This is a genomic window from Streptomyces sp. NBC_01478 (genome assembly GCF_036227225.1).
GTDB lineage: Bacteria > Actinomycetota > Actinomycetes > Streptomycetales > Streptomycetaceae > Streptomyces.
The window spans coordinates 3,827,901-3,845,915 of record NZ_CP109444.1 but is presented as its reverse complement, the minus strand read 5'-3'; the positions used below and the strand labels follow the sequence as shown (position 1 = coordinate 3,845,915).

Genomic DNA, 18,015 nt, shown 5'->3' with positions numbered 1-18,015 from the left:
ACCCAACCGGTGGGAAACCCAGGAATCGGGAACGACGGGACGCACGACATGCGCACGCTGATACTGCTCGCCCTCGCGGGCCTGGGGGCCCAGCTCGTGGACGGCAGCCTCGGTATGGCCTACGGGGTCACCTCCACAACGCTGCTGCTGGCCATGGGGACGAATCCGGCCGCCGCCTCCGCCACGGTCCATCTGTCCGAGATCGGTACGACGCTGATGTCCGGCGCCTCGCACTGGCGGTTCGGCAACGTGGACTGGAAGGTCGTCGCGAAGATCGGTGTACCGGGCGCGGTCGGGTCGTTCCTGGGGGCCACCGTGCTGTCGAAGCTCTCGACGGAGGTCGCGGAGCCGGTCATGTCGCTGATCCTGCTCGGGCTCGGTGTCCACGTCATGTCGCGTTTCACCTTCAAGGGGCTGCCGAAGGGGCAGCTCGGCAAGCCGCTCAGGAAGCGGTTCCTGGCGCCGCTCGGTCTGGTCGCCGGGTTCCTGGACGCGACCGGTGGCGGCGGCTGGGGGCCCGTCGGCACGCCGGCGCTGCTGGCCAGCGGGCGGATGGAGCCGCGCAAGGTGATCGGTTCGATCGACACGAGCGAGTTCCTGGTCGCGGTGGCCGCGAGCCTCGGTTTCCTGTTCTCGCTCGGCTCGCAGGGCCTGAAGTGGACATGGGTGATCGCGTTCCTGCTCGGTGGTGTGGTCGCCGCGCCGGTCGCCGCCTGGCTGGTCCGGCTGGTGCCGCCGCGGGTCCTTGGCTCGGCGGTCGGCGGGATCATCGTCGTGACCAACGTCCGTACGCTCCTGAAGAGCGACTGGATCGGCGCGTCGGGCGGTGCGTCGAGCGCGCTGAGCACTCCGGTGTACGTCGTCCTCTACGGAATATGGGCCGCCGCCCTGGCGTACTCGATCCGCGCCTATCGCAAGGAAAGGACGGCGGAGGCCGAGCGCGCCGAGGAGCGGGAGCCGGTGGCGGTGTAGCCGGACCGGGAAATCGGCAGGCGGTCAGGTCGCGAGAACGAATGCCAAGAAGCACATGACGCCGACCGAGACATACATGATCACCCGGTATCGCGCGGGGTAGGCGTAGGTGTCCCGTTTGATTCCCCGACGCCATTCGTCGCCGTATTCGAGGAACAGTTTCCTGGGCGGAATCAGACCTGCCGCGAGGCCGATCCACACAAAGGAATACATCACCAGCATCTGCCGGGAATTCCAGTGCGCGGGCTGGACGGCGCCGACCGCGATCATGCCGAGACAGCAGCCGAGGGAGCCCACGAGGACGCCCAGTGTCAGCTTGCGGGCCTTCATCCACCTGTCCACGACGAAGCAGAGGGCGAACGTGGCGAACGCCGCCATGAGCAACAGGTAGACGAGGGGAAGCTGCGCGAGCACGGCGTTCCTTTCAGTGGCGCCCGGGGGCCGTCGGCAGGAACGCCGCCGACCCCCGGTGCGAGACCCGCACCCTATCGATTCGGATCAGATCGGATCAGATCGGATCAGATCGGATCGGGTCAGAACAGGGACCCCAGTAGGCCGGTGACCGGCGAGATGAGGTCATGGCCGAACTGGCTGACCTTCGTGATGACGGTGGAGCCGCCCAGAGCACCGATCCACTTGGACTGGCCGAAGGTGAGCAGACTCAGACCGGCGCTGCCGAGGGACGACTGGAACTCGCTGCTCGACCATCCGTAGCCGATTCCGGTGAACAGCACGTTCAGTCCGGAGTACACGAGGGAGGCGTACCCGAAGCCCTCCGCGAGGGCCACGACGAACGGCACGGCGGGCGGGAAGATGATACCGGCCAAAAAGCCGCCGACGAGGCCGGTGATGGCGCCGGCGAAGCCGAAGCCGATACTGAGCCAGTTGGTGGCGTTCGCCAGCCACCTGGCGTCCTCCTTCCACCAGGGAAGACCGCCCTTGACGGCGTCGTTGTCGGTGGTGTCGGCCGGGTTCGTACCGGCCGCCTTCGCGTCGCGGGCGTCCATGGCCGCCTGCTTGGCTGCCGCCGCGATCTCCGTCCGGCGCTTGGCCGAGGCGATCTGGTGCGCCTGGCTCGCGGCGGCAGCGGCCGTCTGCGCGTCCTGGCCCGCCTGGATGGCGGAGGCGCGGGCCGAAGCGGCCGACGCCTGGGCCGAGTTGGCGGAGGCCACCGCGCGGCGGGCGGCGTCCACGGCACGGTTGGCGGAGTAGTTCGCCGAGCGCGCGGCCGTACGCGCGGCGCCGGCCGCCACCTTGGCCTTGTCGGCCGAGGCCTGCGCGTCCTTGGCCGACTGGTCGGCCGCGTCCGCGTTCGCGTCCGCCTGAGTGGCCGCCGTAGTGGCCTGGGCGGCCGACGCGTTCGCCTTGTCCGACCACTGTTGCGCCTCGGCGGCGGCGTTGCGCGCCGTCGCCGCCGCCTGCTGCGCACGGGCGGCGCTCTCCTGGGCCTTGTGCGCGATCTTCGCGGACGCGGCGATCGCGCCCTGGATGCCGGCGATGTGGGCGGCGGAGTCGTAGTCGAGCTGCGCGGTCCGGTGCTGCGCCGAGGCGATGAAGTTGCGGCGGATCCACGCCGGCCCTTCCAGCGCGGCCTGGGCGTGGGCCTGCGTGTACGGGCCCGCGTTCGCGATGAGGGTGGCGGTGGCGACCGCGTCGTCCTCCTTCTGCGCCGCCTCGTGCGTGACAGCGAGGAACTCGTAGAGCGCCTCGGCGGTGCCGGCGTCCAGCGCCGCGTTCGCCGCCTTCTTCACCGCGCTGCCGGGGTTGTTGGCCAGGACCCTGGCGACCGCGACGCGGTTGTCCGTCGCGGCGGCCTCGATGACGCCGCCGGTGAGGAACCCGGTGGCGGCGTCCACGGCGTCGCTCGCCAGTGCCGCGGTCGCGGCGTCCGCGACGTCCGGGGCGGCGATCTGGGCCAGGTAGAGGACGGTCTCCCGGTCGTCCTGTCGCTGTGCGAGCTGCCGGTCGGTGTCGATCCAGCCGTGCACGTCGGCGTCCGTGCCGCACAGGGCGAACCGGGCCGCCTCGCGCGACCAGGAGCCCTGGGAGTTCATCAGGGCGATGGACGCCTTGCGCCCGAGGGTGGCGGCCAGGCCCGTGTTGCCCGCGGCCAGCGCCGCTTCGGCCTGCGCGACGAGGTCCTTCGTGGCCTGCTCGGCCTGCTCGTCCTGGGTGCGCTTCTCGGCGCGTTCCGCCCGCTCCTGGTCCTCGATCCGGGCGAGCAGGCCGGTCTCCTCCATCGCCTGCTTCAGGTCCTCGTCGAGGCGCTGCCACTCGGCCTCCCGCGCCGCCTCCTCCACCGCGACCGCGTGGGTGACGGCGTCGGTGGCGGTGTTCGCCGCCGCGGTGGCCGAGTTGGCGAACGCGGTGGACTTGTTGGCGTAGTCGAGGGCCTGGCCCGCGTACTGGTACGCCCACTCGGCAGCCGTCGCGGCGTTGTCCGCGTGGTCGGCCGCGCTGTTCGCGGCGTCGCGCGCGGTGCGGGCGGCGGTCGCCGACGCGGTCGCCAACGTCTGTGCCGTGCCGGCCGCGTTGGTGGCGATCGTGGCGTTGGTGCTCGCGATCTGCGCCTGCCGCTTGGCCTCCGCGGCCTCCGCCTGCGCCTTGCCGGCGGAGGCCGCGGCCGCGGCGGAGGCGTTCGCGGCGGCCGCGGCGTTACGGGCCGCCCCGGCGGCGGCTGCCCCGGCGTTCGCGGCCGCCGCCGAGGACGTGGCGGCCGCGTCGGCGGCCTTCGCCGCGCTACGGGCCTTGGCCGCGGCGTTGCGGGCGGCGACGGCGGCGGTCTTGCAGGCGGCTGCCTGGCCGGCGTCCTTGGACGCGGCGATGGCCGCCCTGTACGCCGTGGCGGCGGCGGACCCGGCGTTGGCCGCGGCCTGGCTCGCGGCGGTGGCGGCATAGGCGGCGCGGCGGGACGCCTGGACGGCGGCGTGGGAGGCCCGGATCGCGACCCGGGCCGAGTCGGCCGCGCCCGTCGCGGCCTCGGCCGCCTTACGCGCCGCCTTGCCGGACTTGACCACGTCGTCCTGGGCCGCCTGGGCCTCCGCCGCCGCGGTCTCCGCCGCCTCCTTGGCCTCCTCGGCGGCTTCCACGGCACGGGCGGAGGCCTCCTCGGCCTCCTTCGTCTGCGCGTCGGCCTTCTTGCCCTCGCGTTCGACGACCGCGACGAGTTCCTCGATCGTCGCGGACTCCTGGTCGCGGGCGCGGGCGATGTGCTGGCCGGTGTCGAGGAACCACTCGACGTCGGCCGCGGTTCCGTCCAGCGCCCGGGAGGCGTACTTCTGCACCTCGGGACCGGCCAGCACCAGAAGCTTGGCCGCCTCGACGCGCATGTCCTCCAGGCGGCCGGTGTACTGGTCCTCGGTGAGGAACTGCTCCAGAGCGGCCTGCGTGCCCGCGCTCAGGGCGGTGTTGCCGTAGCGGTTCACGCCCTTGCCGCTCACGGCCATCACGGTCCCGGTGGCGACGCTCATGTCCTCCACGAAGGCGCTCTTGAAGCCGCCCGCGAGGTACTCGGCGATGGAGGTGTCACCGCCCTCCAGCGCGGCGGCGGCCGCACGCCGGCTGCCCTTCCCGCCGCCGGCGAGGGAGGTGAGGACGGCGACGCGGTTGTCCTCCGCCGTGGCCTTGGGGAGGTCGACCGTCAGGAAGGTCTGGACGTCGGTGTCGGATCCGATCAGCACCACTTCCGCCGCGGCGCGGACGGCCTTGCCGCCCAGCAGCCAGGCCTTGACGGCCTTCGCCCGGTCGGTGTCGGGCAGGCTGAACGGGTCGCCCTCGTCGAGGTCGTCCGGCGGGGTGGTGGCGGCTTGGGCAGGGGCTGAACCGAGAACGAGGCTGGAGGTGGCGGCGACGGCTGTCGTGGCCGCGAGGGCGCCGAGAACGCGCCGTCTGCTCCAGTAGGTCGTGTTCACATTCAAAGCTGTCCTCAGGGATCGGGGCCCGGCGGTGTGACGCACGGATGGCGTCACACCGCCGGGCGGAGCGTGGGTGAGCCGCGCCCTGGTCCGGCGCGCGAGTTCAACGGAGCGGCGGCGGACCCGAGGGTCAGCCGATCGCCATGCCGAAGGCCTTGCCGGTGAGGGGCAGGCCGTTCAGACCGGGCTGATACGTCGTCACCGTGGCGCCCGTGCCGCCCATGGCGTTCGACCACGGCAGGCCGTGCACGGCGCCGCGTTCGGAGGGGCCGTTCGGCATGCCGATCCACAGATGGGTGGGCGTGGCGTACAGGTAGGTGCCCACGAGCTGCGACGCGCCCGGAGTGCCGGGCAGACCGCGCTCGTTGCCCGCCTGGATCCAGTGGTCGGAGTCACCCGGCGCGCCCAGCAGGGAGAACGTCTGTACGACGCCCGCGTCGGTGGCCGTGTCGACGTCCTTGCCGGGGACGCCGACCGCCAGCAGCATGGTCGCGGCCGTGCCCGTGGCGTTCGGCGTGGTGTTCGCGACGGCGACCGACGTGCCGAAGCCGTCACCGGCCGCGGACGCCCCGTTCACTCCGTCGACGCCCTGGTGGACGGTGGCCAGTTGGGTCACCACGCCGGCCGCGGTCACCCGGAGCGTGAGCACCAGCCCCGCGCCCGCGTAGGAGGTCGTGCCGACCCACAGGGTCTCGCCGGGTGAGCCGACGGCGATGATCGAGTCGGTGGCGGCGGTGGCGCCGGACGGACGGTACGCGACCGTCGCCACCGACGCACCGAACAGGTCCTGGGGTTCGGCCCCTTCGCTGATGCCGTCACTGTCCTGGTCGATGCTCGCCACGGCGGTGGGGATGCCGGCCGTGTTCAGCGTGTGCTTCAGGATCGTCACCATGCCGGCGTTCGCGGCGGTGTTGACGGTCTCGCCCGGGGAGCCGATGGTGATGGTGTTGGCGTCGCCCGCGACGGAGGCACCGAACCTGTCGCCGGCCTCGATGACACCCACCACGCCCGACGAGTCCTGGTGGATCTTCACGTTGGTGCTGCCGCGCAGGTAGAAGACCTGGCCGGCGTCCACGTAGCCCTTGAGGTTCTGGCCGGGCATGCCGATCAGCAGATACGGCTCACCGGCGGCGGTCCTTCCGGCGGCCAGCGCGGCGCCCATCTGGTCGTCGGCCTCCGAGACCGCGGCCAGGATGTCCCCCGCGCCCGTGCCCTGCACCAGGTTGAGCGCGGCCTTCCCCTTGCCCAGGCCGTCGGCGGAGCCGTAGAGGACGGTCACCATGCCGGCGTTCGCCACCGTGCCGATGTCCTCGGCGGGGGTGCCGACGACCAGGTCGGTGTAGCCGTCCTCGTCGTAGTCGACCGAGGCGAGCGCCTGGCCGAACCCGTCGCTCGCCTCGGCCGTGTCCGGCACGTAGTCGAGGTCCTGGTGGACCGTCTCGCTGCCCTTGCCGCCGCCGTAGACGACCTTCACCAGGCCGGCCCCGGACTGACCGGCCACCGACGCCCTGGGATCGCCGACGGCGGTGTCCTCGACGCCGTCGCCGTTGAAGTCGGCTCCGTGGGTCGCGGCGACCTGGGCGGCGACCCAACTGCCGAGGTCGTCGACCCGGGTGGCGATGCCGCCGGTACGGGTCTCGGTGGCGTCGATGCCGAAGCAACCACCTTGCCAGGAACGGCTGTTGATGCCGACGAGCTGGGCCTGGCCGCCGCTCACGCGGACCTCGGGGCCACCGGTGTCGCCGGCGCAGATGGACACGCCGTCCTTGCCGGTGACGGTGGCGGTGGTGGCGTCGGAGGCGTCCACGGAGAACGCGCCGCTGTGCAGCGCGAGCGGCGCCCACTCGTCCTCGGTGCGGCCGTATCCGGCGACCCGCAGTTCCTCGCCGGTGACGGGCGAGGTGGTGGCCAGAGCGGCGGGGGTGACGGTGGTGACCGGGCGGGAGAGGCGGGCCAGGACCAGGTCGCGATCGGTGCGCGGGACCAACTGGACCACGTTGCGGACCACGCCGCCGGTGGTGGTCAGGTCGGTGCGTCCGATGGTCGCGGTCGTCGCGAGCTTCGGCGCCCCGGCGGGTACGTCGAGGCCGGCGGCGGGGTCGTCGACGAAGCAACTGGCCGCGGTGAGCAGCCAGTCGGCGTCGACGAGGACGCCGGAGCAGGCGCGGGTGCCGCCGCCGATGTCCAGGCGGGCGGTGTAGCCGTAGGTGGTGTCGGTCGCGGCGGTGCCGGAGACGGCCCGCGCGGGCGCGGTGCCCAGCGCGAGCGGTGCGGCGATCAGGGCCGTGGCGAGCAGGGCGCGGCGGACGGGTCTGGTGTGTTGGGTGAGCATGACTTCCTTGGGACGAGGAGGAGAAACGACGTCGGCCGGGGCAACAGGGCTGCCCGGGGCGCTACTTGGAGGTCCTGATCTCCACGAGCATGAACTCGCGCCCCTGCTCGTCCGCGCTCTCTCCCACGGGCGTCCAGGTGTTCTTGGCGATGTCGTACGACTGCTCCTCGTCGCCGACGGTCATGTCGACCTGTGTCGCGTAGTCGTTGCCCCTGATGACGTAGACCGAGGGGATCTCCAGCGCCAGATAGCCGGAGTTGCCGGTGACCCGGAAGCAGATCATGTCCGAGCTGCGGGCCATGATCTCCAACAGGCCGCTCTGGCTCCCGCAGTCGGCGAGGACGATGTGTCCGTCACCGCGCTTGAGGGTGATGCCCTGCTCCGCGAGGATCTTGTCGGCCTGCGGATAGTCGAAGTCCTCCACGGCATAGCCGGGCGCCTCGTCGGCGACGGCAGTGGCGGACGAGGCTGTCGGTGTGGATCCGCCCGACAGGCCCTGCGCTACGACGAGCCAGGCCAGGGCGGTGGTGGCCGCGGCGCCGAGAACACGCCGCACGTGTCTCTTCCGTTCCTTCTTCACAGGTGGGATCACAACCTTGTTCGTCGGATCGACGCAGGTGTGAAGGCCGCTTTCAGGGCGGCTGGATGGAGCGGAATCGATGCGTGGTGAAACCGGCGTAGCGTCGCGAGATAAAAAGGCGTGCACGCGCACATTCATGAGCTCACCCCCCGTTGGTGGCCCTCGATACCCGCATGAGATAAACAGCCGAAATTCCTTTGGCTGCCCTTTAGGTGCGCTATGGAATCCCATTTGCCTGAGCCTTGTCCATCGGATATACCGGGGCAAAGGTCGGGTTTTTGGTTGGGTATGGATATGGCGTGCGTCACATTGCTGTGAGGTGCGACAGCGGAGTTCACCTTTAATTAGGCAACTCGTCCCGTGCCTGATATTGCGTGTTCATGTGTGGACTGCCGCCCTGGCGTACCCGGTCCGCGCCCGGCGCCGGGAGAGGGCGCTGGAGGCGCGGACCGGGTCCGAGTCCGCCGAGGGGCGGCAGCCGATCAGTACGTCCGATTCATCTGCCTCCAGATCAACTCGTGCTGACGCCCACGGTCGGGGTGGCCCGGCCGTTGTTGTCATGGCGAGGAAGCTACGGCCGTACCTGAAGGATTCCTTGATGTGCGGCTGTGAAGCACCTGGGGACGGATCGGTCAACACGCCTTTATTTCAACAGAGTTCACACACTGTGGAGAGAGTGTGAAAGGCGCGTCTGTGAATGGCTTGAGTTCGCCCTGACCGCTTCCTGTGCGGCTTCCTACGATGCGAGCGCGCCGTCGGTCTTCACAGGAACTTCATTGGTTCTTCAAAGACTTGGGGCGCAGCCACCCCCCAACCCCAAGGAGAAACCATGCCTGGTGGGCTCCTCCTGAGTGGTGCGGTCGCCGCACTGCTCGCCACCGCGCTGCCGTCCGCGCAGCACTCGTCCTCACCCGTGTTCGACGACCCGCCCCCGGACAAGATCGTCATCAACGTCGCCACGGTGAACGGCTCCGGCTGCCCGCAGGGCACGACCGCGGTCGCCGTCTCCGAGGACAACACCGCCTTCACGGTGACCTACAGCGCCTATCTCGCCCAGGTCGGCGGCAACTCCGACCCCACGGCGTTCCGCAAGAACTGCCAGCTCAACCTGGTCGTCCATGTCCCGCAGGGCTTCACCTACGCCATCGCGAGCGCCGACTACCGGGGCTTCGCCTCGCTCCAGCGCGGCGCGAGCGGTGCGCAGAAGGCCTCGTACTACTTCCAGGGCTCGTCGAACACCGTCGCCAAGAACCATCCCTTCAGTGGCCCCTACGACGACAACTGGCAGGCCACCGACACCACGGACTGGGCCCAACTGGTCTGGGCGCCCTGTGGAGTTCAGCGCAACTTCAACATCAACACGGAGCTGCGGGTGGCCGCCGGCTCCTCGTCGTCCAGTGCGGTCAGCTTCATGACCATGGACTCGACGGACGGCGACATCAGCACGGTGTACCACATGGCGTGGGAGCACTGCCCGAGCGCCTGACCTGAGGTGAGATGGGGAGGGGTGGCCCGTGTCGCACCGCGGGCCACCCCTTTCGTCAGTTCTGGGCGACCCCCAGGGTCAGCGTGCCCGTGTAGCCGGACGAGGGCGAACTGCCCAGCGCCGTAAGGGTCATGAGGCCGGACGCGGCGCCGCCGTCGTCGTAGACCGAGTCCTGCGCGAGGGTGGTGCGGGTGACCGTGTTGGTCGAGTACGGGGAGAGCTTGGCGACGGTCGTCGTGATGGCCTCGTCGATGAAGAGCTGGCCCGTGTGGAGTTCGCTGCCGCCGGTGAACGAGCCGTCCGAGGTGAGGGTGACGCCGGTGTGGACCTTCACATGGATGTGGATGCAGCGGCCTCGGTACCAACCGGGGTAGATCGTCGTGATGTTGGCGAGTCCGCTCGCGTTGGTGAGGACGCCGCCGCGCAGGAAGGTGCCGTCGTCCGGTTCGCTGTGGCCGTTGTTGCCGACGTACCCGGAGTACTCGCCGAGCGCGTCGCAGTGCCAGATCTCGACGAGCGCGTTCGGGATGACGGCGCAGGTGCTGTCGTTCACGACGGTGAGGGCGAGTTTGAGCGGGATGCCTGCCTTGCCCTCGGTGACGTCGGTGCGGACCAGGGCGCCGTCGAGGTAGTACGGGCCCTCGGTCATCTCCGTGGTGAGGGTGCAGACTGCCGCCGCGGCGGCGGGAGTTGCGTCCGCGGTGGTGGTTGTCGTGGGGGAGTGGGCGGCGGCGCCCACGGCCAGTACGGCGGCCGTGGTGCCGGTGGCGATCAGGACGGTACGCCGTCCGACCGGTGTGGGGGTGGCTCCGGTTGTGTCCTTCGTGGAGTCTGTCATGGACACGGCACCATAGAAACGCAAGCTGTCGCCCGCCTGTGCGAACGGCAAAGTGACGGTCCGTCAAGTTCATTGCGAGACAGGCGAGTTACGGCGACCGCCGACGAGGGTGCGGCAGGGCGGGCCGGGCCGCGCACGGCGGCGCGTCGGTGCCGCAGCTATTCGGACAACTCTCGCCGCCTCCGGAACCGTCGGCCCTCGCCTGCCCGTCTGCCCCAACGGTATGTGCTGGGGGCGGACGTACCACGGGGAGCGTAGGGACATGCTGCGTATCGACTTCGGTACGGACGACCTCAGTCGGCTGCGGGTGGCGACGGGCAGCGACTTCATGTGGGAGGTGGTCCTCAGCCTCCACCTGCTCCAGAACCGGCACGCGGCCCTGGTCTTCGACCCCTGGCGCAGACGGGTGCGCGAGGACCTCGCGCGAGCGGGGCTGATCCGGACGACCCGGTCGCTGATCGAGGTGAACCCGTGCGCCTCCTACTTCCCGGACTTCCTCACCCCCGGCATCGGCAACTCCGACCCGGACACCGGAGTGGACGCGGTGCTCTCCACTCCCCGCAGCCGTCTGCGGTACGAACTCGCCCGGCTCTACCCGGACCGGCCGATGCCCTCGGGCGCCCGACGGCTCGCGGAGGGCGAGAGCGAGGCACTGCACCAACTGGGGCGGGCGGTGCGCGACTATCACGCGGTGGCTGTGGCGCCGTACCGGACGGTCATCGACCGGACCGTCGACGCGGACCTGTCCAGACGCGCCGACTCGGCGCTGGCGGCGGGGGCGGAAGGGCTGCTGGGCAGCTACCAGCCGGACCTGCTGACCTGGCGGGACGGCCGGCTCGAATGCGGCTACCCCTTCGACCGGGGCCTGGAGCTGAACGGCCGCCCGCTGACCCTGATCCCGTCCTTCTTCTGCGTCCGGCAGCCCGTCGCCCTCACCGCCCGCGAACTCTCTCCCGTACTGGTGTATCCGCTTCCGCTCGTGCCGGGCTGCCTCACGGTGGCCGAGCCCGGCGGCGCACCCGGCCTGCACCGGCTGCTGGGCCCCACCCGGGCCCGCGTGCTGGAACTGCTCGGCCGCCCGATGTCCACCAGCGGCATCGCCGCCGCCCTCCACCTCTCACCGGCCAACGCCAGCCGCCACGCCACGGTGCTGCGGGAGGCGGGCCTGGTCGGCTCGTTCCGGGACGGGCACCGGATGCTGCACCGGCGCACCGGGCTGGGGGAGGCGTTGCTGAACGGGAACTGGGGGGTGTGAGGGGGTGTGCGGGGGTGCGATGGGCGCGCGGGAGCGCCCGCCGCGGGCCGGGGTACGGCCGTGCGGCGGGCGCGGTGTGGTGCGCAGTGCTGTGGATGGTGCGTGGTGCTGTGGGTCAGCAGTTCTTGATCTTCCAGATCGGGCCCCAGTCCCAGCCCGAGGGGGCCGTGCCGTACGCGGTGGAGCTGAGGACGACTCCGCCGCTCTGGTTGTAGAACTGGGCCACGGTGCCGGTGGTCTGGTTGTTGTAGAAGCCGCCGGTGTCGTTCCAGTAGGAGAGCGAGTAGGTGTGGCAGGTGTACAGGTCGAACACCTTGTACCTGCCGACGTTCGGGTCCCACACGCGGGCGCACAGCCGCCCGTACGGGCAGTCGTAGGTGTTGGTGTCGACGTACCGAATGCGCTCGGCGGCCGGCGAGATCGCCGGCGAGCTCACGAGCGCGGTCGACTGCGTGTGCTGTGCGCTCGAACTGACCGCAGGGGAAGCCGAGTCCGGTGCCTGCACCGCATGCGCCGGTGCCGCGCCCAGCAACATGGTGAGCACCAGACCCGCCCCCGCGACGAGTCCCGCCAGCTTTCTGGGTATCGGATGTGTCCGGAGTAAGTGCATTGCTGTCCTCCGTGTCCAGGTTCCGCTCCGTGAAGCGAACGGCCGTTCGCCCGCGCCCCATGGTGGTGCGGTCGGCACCGGGCGGACGGGACATTCGACGGATACGCAATCAAGACGGCGAGGTGGTGCGATCAGGCCGGGCCGGGCCTACGGGGCGAGTCGGCGTTCCGCCGAGACGGAGTAGGCGTGGCGGCGGAACGCCAGCATCTTGTCGTCGGACGCTTCTACGCCGGGGGCGAGGCGGGTGGGGTCGAAGACCTGGTGCTGCCAGTGGTCCTCGCGCGGCGAGCGGGCCGTCACGTGCAGATGGCCCGCCGGGATGAGCGGACGGTGTTCCGGCCACGCTTGTGAGGGGTCGTGGGTCGGGTCGGTCGGTTCCGCGAACTGGCACACCACGGTGAAGGTGACCGGCCCGGTGCCGAGCCGTGAGTCCAGCTCACCGATGAGGAAGTCCGGGGCCAGTGTCTCCGCGTACGCCGGATCGATCTCGACCTCGCCCAGTTGGGGCACGAGACGGTAGCGGAAGGGCCGTCGTACGCCCGACTCGTCGACCAACACGAAGGCGTGCAGGCCGTCGTAGCGCGTGGTGGCGAAACTCACCGGCGCCTGCTGCCCCGCGAAGGACTTCAACGCGCCCCGGCTTTCGGGGTGTTGGGCGAGGACGGTGGCGAACTTCCCGGCCGCGGCCAGCTTTCCCTTGGCCCGGTCCGCGAACCCGCCCTCCGCGCCCGCCTTCCCCAACGCCTCCACCAGGTCGATGAACCCCTCGGGATTGTGGCTCGGGAAGACCCGGAAGTTCGCGGCGACCAGGTCCATGACGGCCTTGGCGTCCTCGCTACTGCCGTCCCCCTCAAGGAACTTGACCGCCATACCGCGCACGCCACGCGCCCGGTCGTCGGCGGCGAAATTGCCGGACCCGTTCGAGAACCGGATGACCGCGTCGGACTCGGCGGTGAGACAGGTGGCGGTCGTCCACTTCGCGATCTGCCCGGTGGGCACGAACCGCGCGTCGTAGACGGCCCCGCGCGCGTGCAGGCGGCGATCGTGCGGGCGTGGACGCGCGGCGGCTTCGATCCGGTCGACGGCCTGAGCCGCGGTCATTCCGTCTTCGGTGACCGAGGAGTCCTGCGGTGACTGTGCCATGGCGGCATCATCGCACCCGTGGTCACCATCACAGGGTGAGGATGAACTTGGTCCAGGTGGCGCGGGCTCGTGCTCGTCGAGGCGCTCGCGGACCGGTGGGAGGTGGTGGAGCGGGTGCCGCCGCCGGGCAGGACCGTAAGGGTGGAAATCGACGTACCGAGGTGGTTGGCGCTGGTCAGGAAGCTGGACGGGGCTTCAGGTTCGGCTCAGGTTGGTGCGGGAGGTTGGGCCGTATGCACGGACACCGCCCCCGCACCCCCGAAGCCGACCGCAGCCGCCGCTGGTTCATGAACAAGGCGCTGCTCGCCGGCGGAGTCGCCGCCGTGGCGACCATGACCGGCTGCTCGTCGGACGCCTCCGACACGGCCACCGCTTCCTCGTCCTCCGGCGCCCCGAACGGCGCCCCCTCGGGCGGCCCCGGCGGAGGCATGTCAACCGGGGCGATGCCGTCCGGCGGGCCCGGGGGAGGGGGCAACGGCATGGGTCCCGGGCAGAGTGAGGTCAAGTACGCCGACTTCAAGGGCCTGACCACCGACGGCAAGATCACCGACGGGCTGTACTCGATCCACTCCACCGACGTCTCGACGGACGGGATCGTCAAGGCCGCGCAGGCCTTCCTCGACGGGCTCAGCGCCAAGGAACGCAAGTCCTGCACGTTCGACGTCGACAACGACGAGTGGCTGGCCTGGAGCAACGTCGACGGGTACCAGCGCAAGGGCGTGCGGATGGGTGATGTCACCGCGAAGAAGCGGGAGTTGGGCTACGCGCTGCTCGGCGCCGCGCTGTCCGCCGACGGGCTCACCCAGACCCGCAACATCATGAAGCTGAACGCCTTCCTCGGCGACTACAGCGGCGGGAACCGGGACACGCTCACCGAGGGCGCGTACTTCTTCACCTTCATGGGGACGCCGTCGACCACCAAGCCGTGGGGCTTCCAGTACGAGGGCCACCACGTGGCCATCAACTTCTTCGTGCTCGGCGACCAGGTCGTGATGACCCCGACCTTCATGGGGTCCGAACCGACCTCCGCCACCTACAAGGGCGAGAAGATCACCCTCTTCAAGACCGAGACCACGGCCGGTCTCACCCTCCTGCGCTCGCTCACCGCCGCCCAGCGCGCCAAGGTGATCTCCAGCGACAAGAAGGCCGGCGACAACATGAAGGCGGGCGCCGGCCAGGACAACGCCAAGCTCGCCTACCAGGGGCTCGTCGCCAAGGACTTCACCAGCGCCCAGAAGCAGAACCTGCTCGACCTGGTGCGCGTCTACGTCGGCAACATGAACGACGGCCACGCCGAAGTGAAGATGTCCGAGGTCGAGGACCACCTCGACGCGACCTACTTCTACTGGATCGGCGAGACCAAGGACTCCTCCGCCTTCTACTACCGCGTGCACAGCCCGGTCGTCCTCATCGAGTACGACGCCCAGTCGCCGCTCGCCTACGGCACGAAGGGCGGCATGGGGGGTCCCAACGGCACCCCGACCCAGCAGCACATCCACACCATCATCCGCACCCCCAACGGCGGCGACTACGGCGTGGACCTGCTGAAGCTGCACCTGGACAACGATCACTGACGATCGCGTCAACGGCCAGTGACATATGCCCAGTTGGCCCTTATGGGCTAAGAAGTCGCCTTCGATTGCTCATCTACCTGATCTTGCTGATATGAAACCACTTGGCCAGAAAAGCAAGATCAGGGGTGGTTGTGGGGAAACGATTCGACTCCGGCGCGCGGACCGGAGTACGGACCGGGGTGGTGATCGTCGGGGCAGGCCCGGCGGGGCTCGTCCTGGGGAACCTGCTGCTGGACCGCGGCATCGACTGCGTGATCCTGGAACGGCGTGGACGCGAAGCGGTGGAAGGGCGGGCCAGAGCCGGATTCCTGGCCGCCCACTCCGTCCGCGTCCTCACCCAACACGGGCTGGCGGACGGGCTGTCGGCCCGGGGACGGACCCATCAGACCTGCCTCTTCCGTAGCGAGCGGGGTGAATTCACCCTCGACTACGGCGCGTTGGGGCGCGGTGAGGTCCATACCGTCTACCCGCAGCAGGAGTTGGTGCGGGACCTGCTCGCCGAGTACCTCCGACGCGGCGGCGACATCCGCTTCGACACCGAGGTCGAGGAGATCACCGAGGACGGCCGGGTCCGGGTCTCCGACGGCGCGGACGGCGCGGGCGGCACGGACGTCGTCGGGCGTTACGTCGCCGGGTGCGACGGACACCGGGGAGTCGCCCGCGCCACCATGGCCGCACACGGCACCCGCACGGCCCGCTGGGACCACGGCGTGAGCTGGCTCGCGGTGCTGGTCGAGGCGCCGCCCAGCCTGGACGCCGTCGGATACGCCCTGCACGAACGGGGATTCGCCGGGCACATGGCCCGTACGGCGACCGCCACCCGCTACTACCTCCAGTGCCCGCGAGGAAACGATCCCGCCGACTGGAGCGAGGACCGGATCTGGAGCGAGCTCGCGACCCGGCTGCGTACGGACGAGTTCGGCGTGCTCAAGGACGGTCCCGTACTGGAGAAGGCGGTCGTCGACCTGCGCTCCGACGTCCTGGACGACCTCGGTGCCGGACGCCTCTGGCTCGCGGGCGACGCGGCCGGACTCATCAGCCCCTCCGCCGCCAAGGGCGCCAATCTCGCCGTACTCCAGGCCGAACGCCTCGCCCGGGCCCTGGTGTCGGCGCTCACCCGCGACGACGAGAGCGACCTCGCCCGGTACGCCGCCGACTGTCTGCCCCGCGTCTGGCGGGCCCACGAGTTCTCGCACTGGATGAGCGGCCTGCTGCACGGCCCGTCCGCCGAGGACACCGGGAACACCGTCGACGCCCGCGCCCGCTACGGCCGCGCGCTCCAGTACGCCCGTCTCGACAGCCTGCGCACCTCCCGCACGCACCAGGACTTCTTCGCCGAGAACTACACCGGCATCTGAGCCCGTCTCCCGTCCCCACCCACGATCACCGGGAACCCCCTCATGAACTTCCCCGTCGTACAGGCGCGCCTCGCCGAGCCCGACGTAGCACGCATCGAGCGCGCGGCGGCCTACGTCGAGGCCCACGACACGGACGACGTCCTCGCCGAGCTGCTCCCGGGCCTGGCCCCCGCCGAACGGGCGGACGTGGCACGGCACTTGGTCTTCGACCACACCGCCGTCCTCGTCTTCCCCGACTCCCTCGACGGCCTCCGCGAGGAACTGTGCCGCCTCGGCCTCGAACCGGGCAACGTCACCCCGAGCGTGGTCGTCCGCGACCGCCTCACCCGCCGCTACGGCCCGGCACTCGCCGACCTCCCGGTGGGCATCGTGCACGTGGCGGTCGGCACCCGCAGCGTCGAGATCTTCGCGCTGCCGGTAGCCCCGGACTCCGCGTTGGAAGCCGTGGCGGCGGACGAACGCGAGGCGGAACACGAGTCGCACCACGCCTTCGCGGTCACCGCACCCGGCCCGGTGGTCCCCGCCGGCCTGCGGCTCCTCCTCCAGGAGCGGGGCGGCGCGGTCCCCGACGGCGGCGGCTACAACGGCCACGAGAACGTCACCGTCCTCTACCACCGCACCGCCACCCACCGCCGCTTCGAACTCCGCCTCCCCGGCCGCCACGACCCGCTGCCCGACCCCACGGCCGCGCTGCTCGGCGTCATGACCGGCGCCTGGGCCACCCAAGCGGTCGCCACGATGGCCGAGTTGAACATCGCCGACCACCTCGCCGACCACCCGGGCCTCGACGCCGACACCCTCGCCGACCTCACCGCCACCCACCCTGACGCCCTGCGCCGCCTGCTCCGCTACCTCACCTCACTGGGCCTGCTGACCTCCGCCGACGGCACCTACCACCTCACCGCCACCGGCCAACCCCTGCGCACCGGAACGGAGTTCTCCCTCCACCCGCTGGCACAGCTCTACGGCGGCCCGTTCTACGACTCCTTCACCGGCCTGACCCACGCCGTACGCACCGGCGAGGAAGCCTTCGCCCACCGCCACGGGCAGCACCACTTCGCGTATTTCGCCCAACACCCGGAACTGGGAAGCCTGTTCCACCGGGCGATGGCGGCGAGCGCCGAGATGTTCGCCCCGGTACCGACACTGATCGACTTCTCGGCGGTGAAGCGCGTGGTCGACGTGGGCGGCGGAAACGGCGCGCTGCTCGCCCGACTGCTGCGCACCCACGCCCACTTGGAGGGCGTGCTCTTCGAACGCCCGGGTGCCCTGGAGGAGGCCCGCGCCCATCTGCCCGAGCGCTGCTCCTTCGTCGCGGGCGATTTCACCCAGTCCGTACCGGAGGGCGGAGACGTCTATCTCCTCTCCCGGGTCCTCCACGACTGGGACGACGACCGCTGCCTCGCCATCCTCCGCAGGTGCGCCGAGGCCATGCACCCCGGCACCCAACTCCTGCTGGTGGAACGCCTGTTGCCCACCCCGACGGCGGTCGCCTGGGACGTCCACATGCTGTGCAACGTGGGCGGCCGGGAGCGGGACGAGGCCCACTACGGCCGCCTGCTGGCGGAGGCGGGCTTCGAGGTGCGGGCCTGTCACGGCCTGCCGCTGGGGGCGTCCCTCGTCGAGGCGGTGCGGGCGCCTGTCTGAGTCGTAACGGTTGCACCACGATTCACGAACCAGCAGGTCAGAGGGGTGGGGCGGGCTGTGGGGCGGGTCATGGGGCCGTCGCGGAAGCGGAGGGGAAGCGGAATGGAACCAATCACTCCGCTTCTTCCGAAATAAAGACGGCCGTCCTCCCTGTGCGGCTTTGCCATTTCGTTGCCCGAACGTTTCCATGTGCGGCTGTGAAGCATGAAACGCGAGCTGCAAAGAGGCGCTCATGGGTCCGCGTTGACGCCGTCATTGCAATTTCTTCATCGAATTCCGACCTTATGATCACCGCTCCGGTGGCGC

General features: G+C 70.4%; 13 protein-coding genes and 1 pseudogene. 7 read left to right on the top strand and 7 right to left on the bottom strand.

The window, feature by feature from the left end; all coding sequences use genetic code 11:
• Nucleotides 1-48 precede the first annotated feature (48 nt).
• Nucleotides 49-972, top strand: a complete 924-nt coding sequence (locus tag OG223_RS17270) for a sulfite exporter TauE/SafE family protein (RefSeq protein WP_329248960.1) — start codon at nt 49-51, stop codon at nt 970-972.
• Between the two features lie 24 nt (nt 973-996).
• On the opposite strand, the gene OG223_RS17265 is transcribed toward OG223_RS17270, so the two are convergent.
• From OG223_RS17265 to OG223_RS17250, 4 genes are all read right to left on the bottom strand, one after another.
• Nucleotides 997-1,386, bottom strand: coding sequence for a hypothetical protein (locus OG223_RS17265; RefSeq protein WP_329248957.1), 390 nt, complete (start codon nt 1,384-1,386; stop codon nt 997-999).
• A 119-nt stretch (nt 1,387-1,505) separates the two neighbouring features.
• The gene (locus OG223_RS17260) at nt 1,506-4,883 is read right to left on the bottom strand and encodes an ALF repeat-containing protein (protein ID WP_329248954.1); all 3,378 of its coding nucleotides are present in this window, start codon (nt 4,881-4,883) and stop codon (nt 1,506-1,508) included.
• A gap of 133 nt (nt 4,884-5,016) precedes the next feature.
• Entirely contained in the window at nt 5,017-7,218 is a 2,202-nt protein-coding gene (locus OG223_RS17255) for a trypsin-like serine protease (protein WP_329248952.1), read from the bottom strand.
• Nucleotides 7,219-7,279: 61 nt separating this feature from the next.
• Nucleotides 7,280-7,774, bottom strand: a complete 495-nt coding sequence (locus OG223_RS17250; RefSeq protein WP_443073717.1) for a hypothetical protein — start codon at nt 7,772-7,774, stop codon at nt 7,280-7,282.
• 853 nt (nt 7,775-8,627) lie between these two features.
• On the opposite strand from OG223_RS17250, the gene OG223_RS17245 reads away from it, so the two are divergent.
• Nucleotides 8,628-9,284 (top strand): DUF4360 domain-containing protein, encoded by a 657-nt coding sequence (locus tag OG223_RS17245; protein WP_329248950.1) that lies wholly within the window; start codon nt 8,628-8,630, stop codon nt 9,282-9,284.
• 55 nt (nt 9,285-9,339) lie between these two features.
• Here OG223_RS17245 and OG223_RS17240 read toward each other — a convergent pair whose 3' ends face one another.
• Nucleotides 9,340-10,122 (bottom strand): intradiol ring-cleavage dioxygenase, encoded by a 783-nt coding sequence (locus OG223_RS17240; protein WP_329248948.1) that lies wholly within the window; start codon nt 10,120-10,122, stop codon nt 9,340-9,342.
• Between the two features lie 262 nt (nt 10,123-10,384).
• On the opposite strand from OG223_RS17240, the gene OG223_RS17235 reads away from it, so the two are divergent.
• Nucleotides 10,385-11,377 (top strand): ArsR/SmtB family transcription factor, encoded by a 993-nt coding sequence (locus OG223_RS17235; RefSeq protein WP_329248945.1) that lies wholly within the window; start codon nt 10,385-10,387, stop codon nt 11,375-11,377.
• A gap of 115 nt (nt 11,378-11,492) precedes the next feature.
• Here OG223_RS17235 and OG223_RS17230 read toward each other — a convergent pair whose 3' ends face one another.
• Complete coding sequence (locus tag OG223_RS17230) at nt 11,493-11,987, bottom strand: hypothetical protein (protein WP_329248941.1); 495 nt, start codon at nt 11,985-11,987, stop codon at nt 11,493-11,495.
• A 147-nt stretch (nt 11,988-12,134) separates the two neighbouring features.
• Nucleotides 12,135-13,130 carry a catalase gene (locus OG223_RS17225; RefSeq protein WP_329248938.1) on the bottom strand — a complete coding sequence of 332 codons (996 nt, stop codon included), beginning with the start codon at nt 13,128-13,130 and terminating at the stop codon, nt 12,135-12,137.
• 60 nt (nt 13,131-13,190) lie between these two features.
• Between OG223_RS17225 and OG223_RS17220 the strand changes: the two are divergent.
• From OG223_RS17220 to OG223_RS17205, 4 genes and pseudogenes are all read left to right on the top strand, one after another.
• A pseudogene (locus OG223_RS17220) lies at nt 13,191-13,421 on the top strand (ATP-binding protein); the annotation flags it as partial.
• Nucleotides 13,364-14,704: a DUF3500 domain-containing protein gene (locus OG223_RS17215; protein ID WP_329248935.1), complete on the top strand. Its 1,341-nt coding sequence runs from the start codon at nt 13,364-13,366 to the stop codon at nt 14,702-14,704. The pseudogene OG223_RS17220 and the gene OG223_RS17215, both read left to right, overlap by 58 nt.
• A gap of 131 nt (nt 14,705-14,835) precedes the next feature.
• Nucleotides 14,836-16,062 (top strand): 4-hydroxybenzoate 3-monooxygenase, encoded by a 1,227-nt coding sequence (locus tag OG223_RS17210; protein WP_329248933.1) that lies wholly within the window; start codon nt 14,836-14,838, stop codon nt 16,060-16,062.
• Nucleotides 16,063-16,104: 42 nt separating this feature from the next.
• Entirely contained in the window at nt 16,105-17,709 is a 1,605-nt protein-coding gene (locus tag OG223_RS17205; protein ID WP_329248930.1) for a methyltransferase, read from the top strand.
• Nucleotides 17,710-18,015 lie beyond the last annotated feature (306 nt).

Excerpts from the sequence above, each read along its gene's own strand:
- OG223_RS17270 (WP_329248960.1), top strand. The coding sequence starts at position 49 with ATGCGCACGCTGATACTGCTCGCCCTCGCGGGCCTGGGGGCCCAGCTC.
- OG223_RS17255 (WP_329248952.1), bottom strand. The coding sequence starts at position 7,218 with ATGCTCACCCAACACACCAGACCCGTCCGCCGCGCCCTGCTCGCCACG.
- OG223_RS17245 (WP_329248950.1), top strand. The coding sequence starts at position 8,628 with ATGCCTGGTGGGCTCCTCCTGAGTGGTGCGGTCGCCGCACTGCTCGCC.
- OG223_RS17240 (WP_329248948.1), bottom strand. The coding sequence starts at position 10,122 with ATGACAGACTCCACGAAGGACACAACCGGAGCCACCCCCACACCGGTC.
- OG223_RS17235 (WP_329248945.1), top strand. The coding sequence starts at position 10,385 with ATGCTGCGTATCGACTTCGGTACGGACGACCTCAGTCGGCTGCGGGTG.
- OG223_RS17230 (WP_329248941.1), bottom strand. The coding sequence starts at position 11,987 with ATGCACTTACTCCGGACACATCCGATACCCAGAAAGCTGGCGGGACTC.
- OG223_RS17225 (WP_329248938.1), bottom strand. The coding sequence starts at position 13,130 with ATGGCACAGTCACCGCAGGACTCCTCGGTCACCGAAGACGGAATGACC.
- OG223_RS17215 (WP_329248935.1), top strand. The coding sequence starts at position 13,364 with ATGCACGGACACCGCCCCCGCACCCCCGAAGCCGACCGCAGCCGCCGC.
- OG223_RS17205 (WP_329248930.1), top strand. The coding sequence starts at position 16,105 with ATGAACTTCCCCGTCGTACAGGCGCGCCTCGCCGAGCCCGACGTAGCA.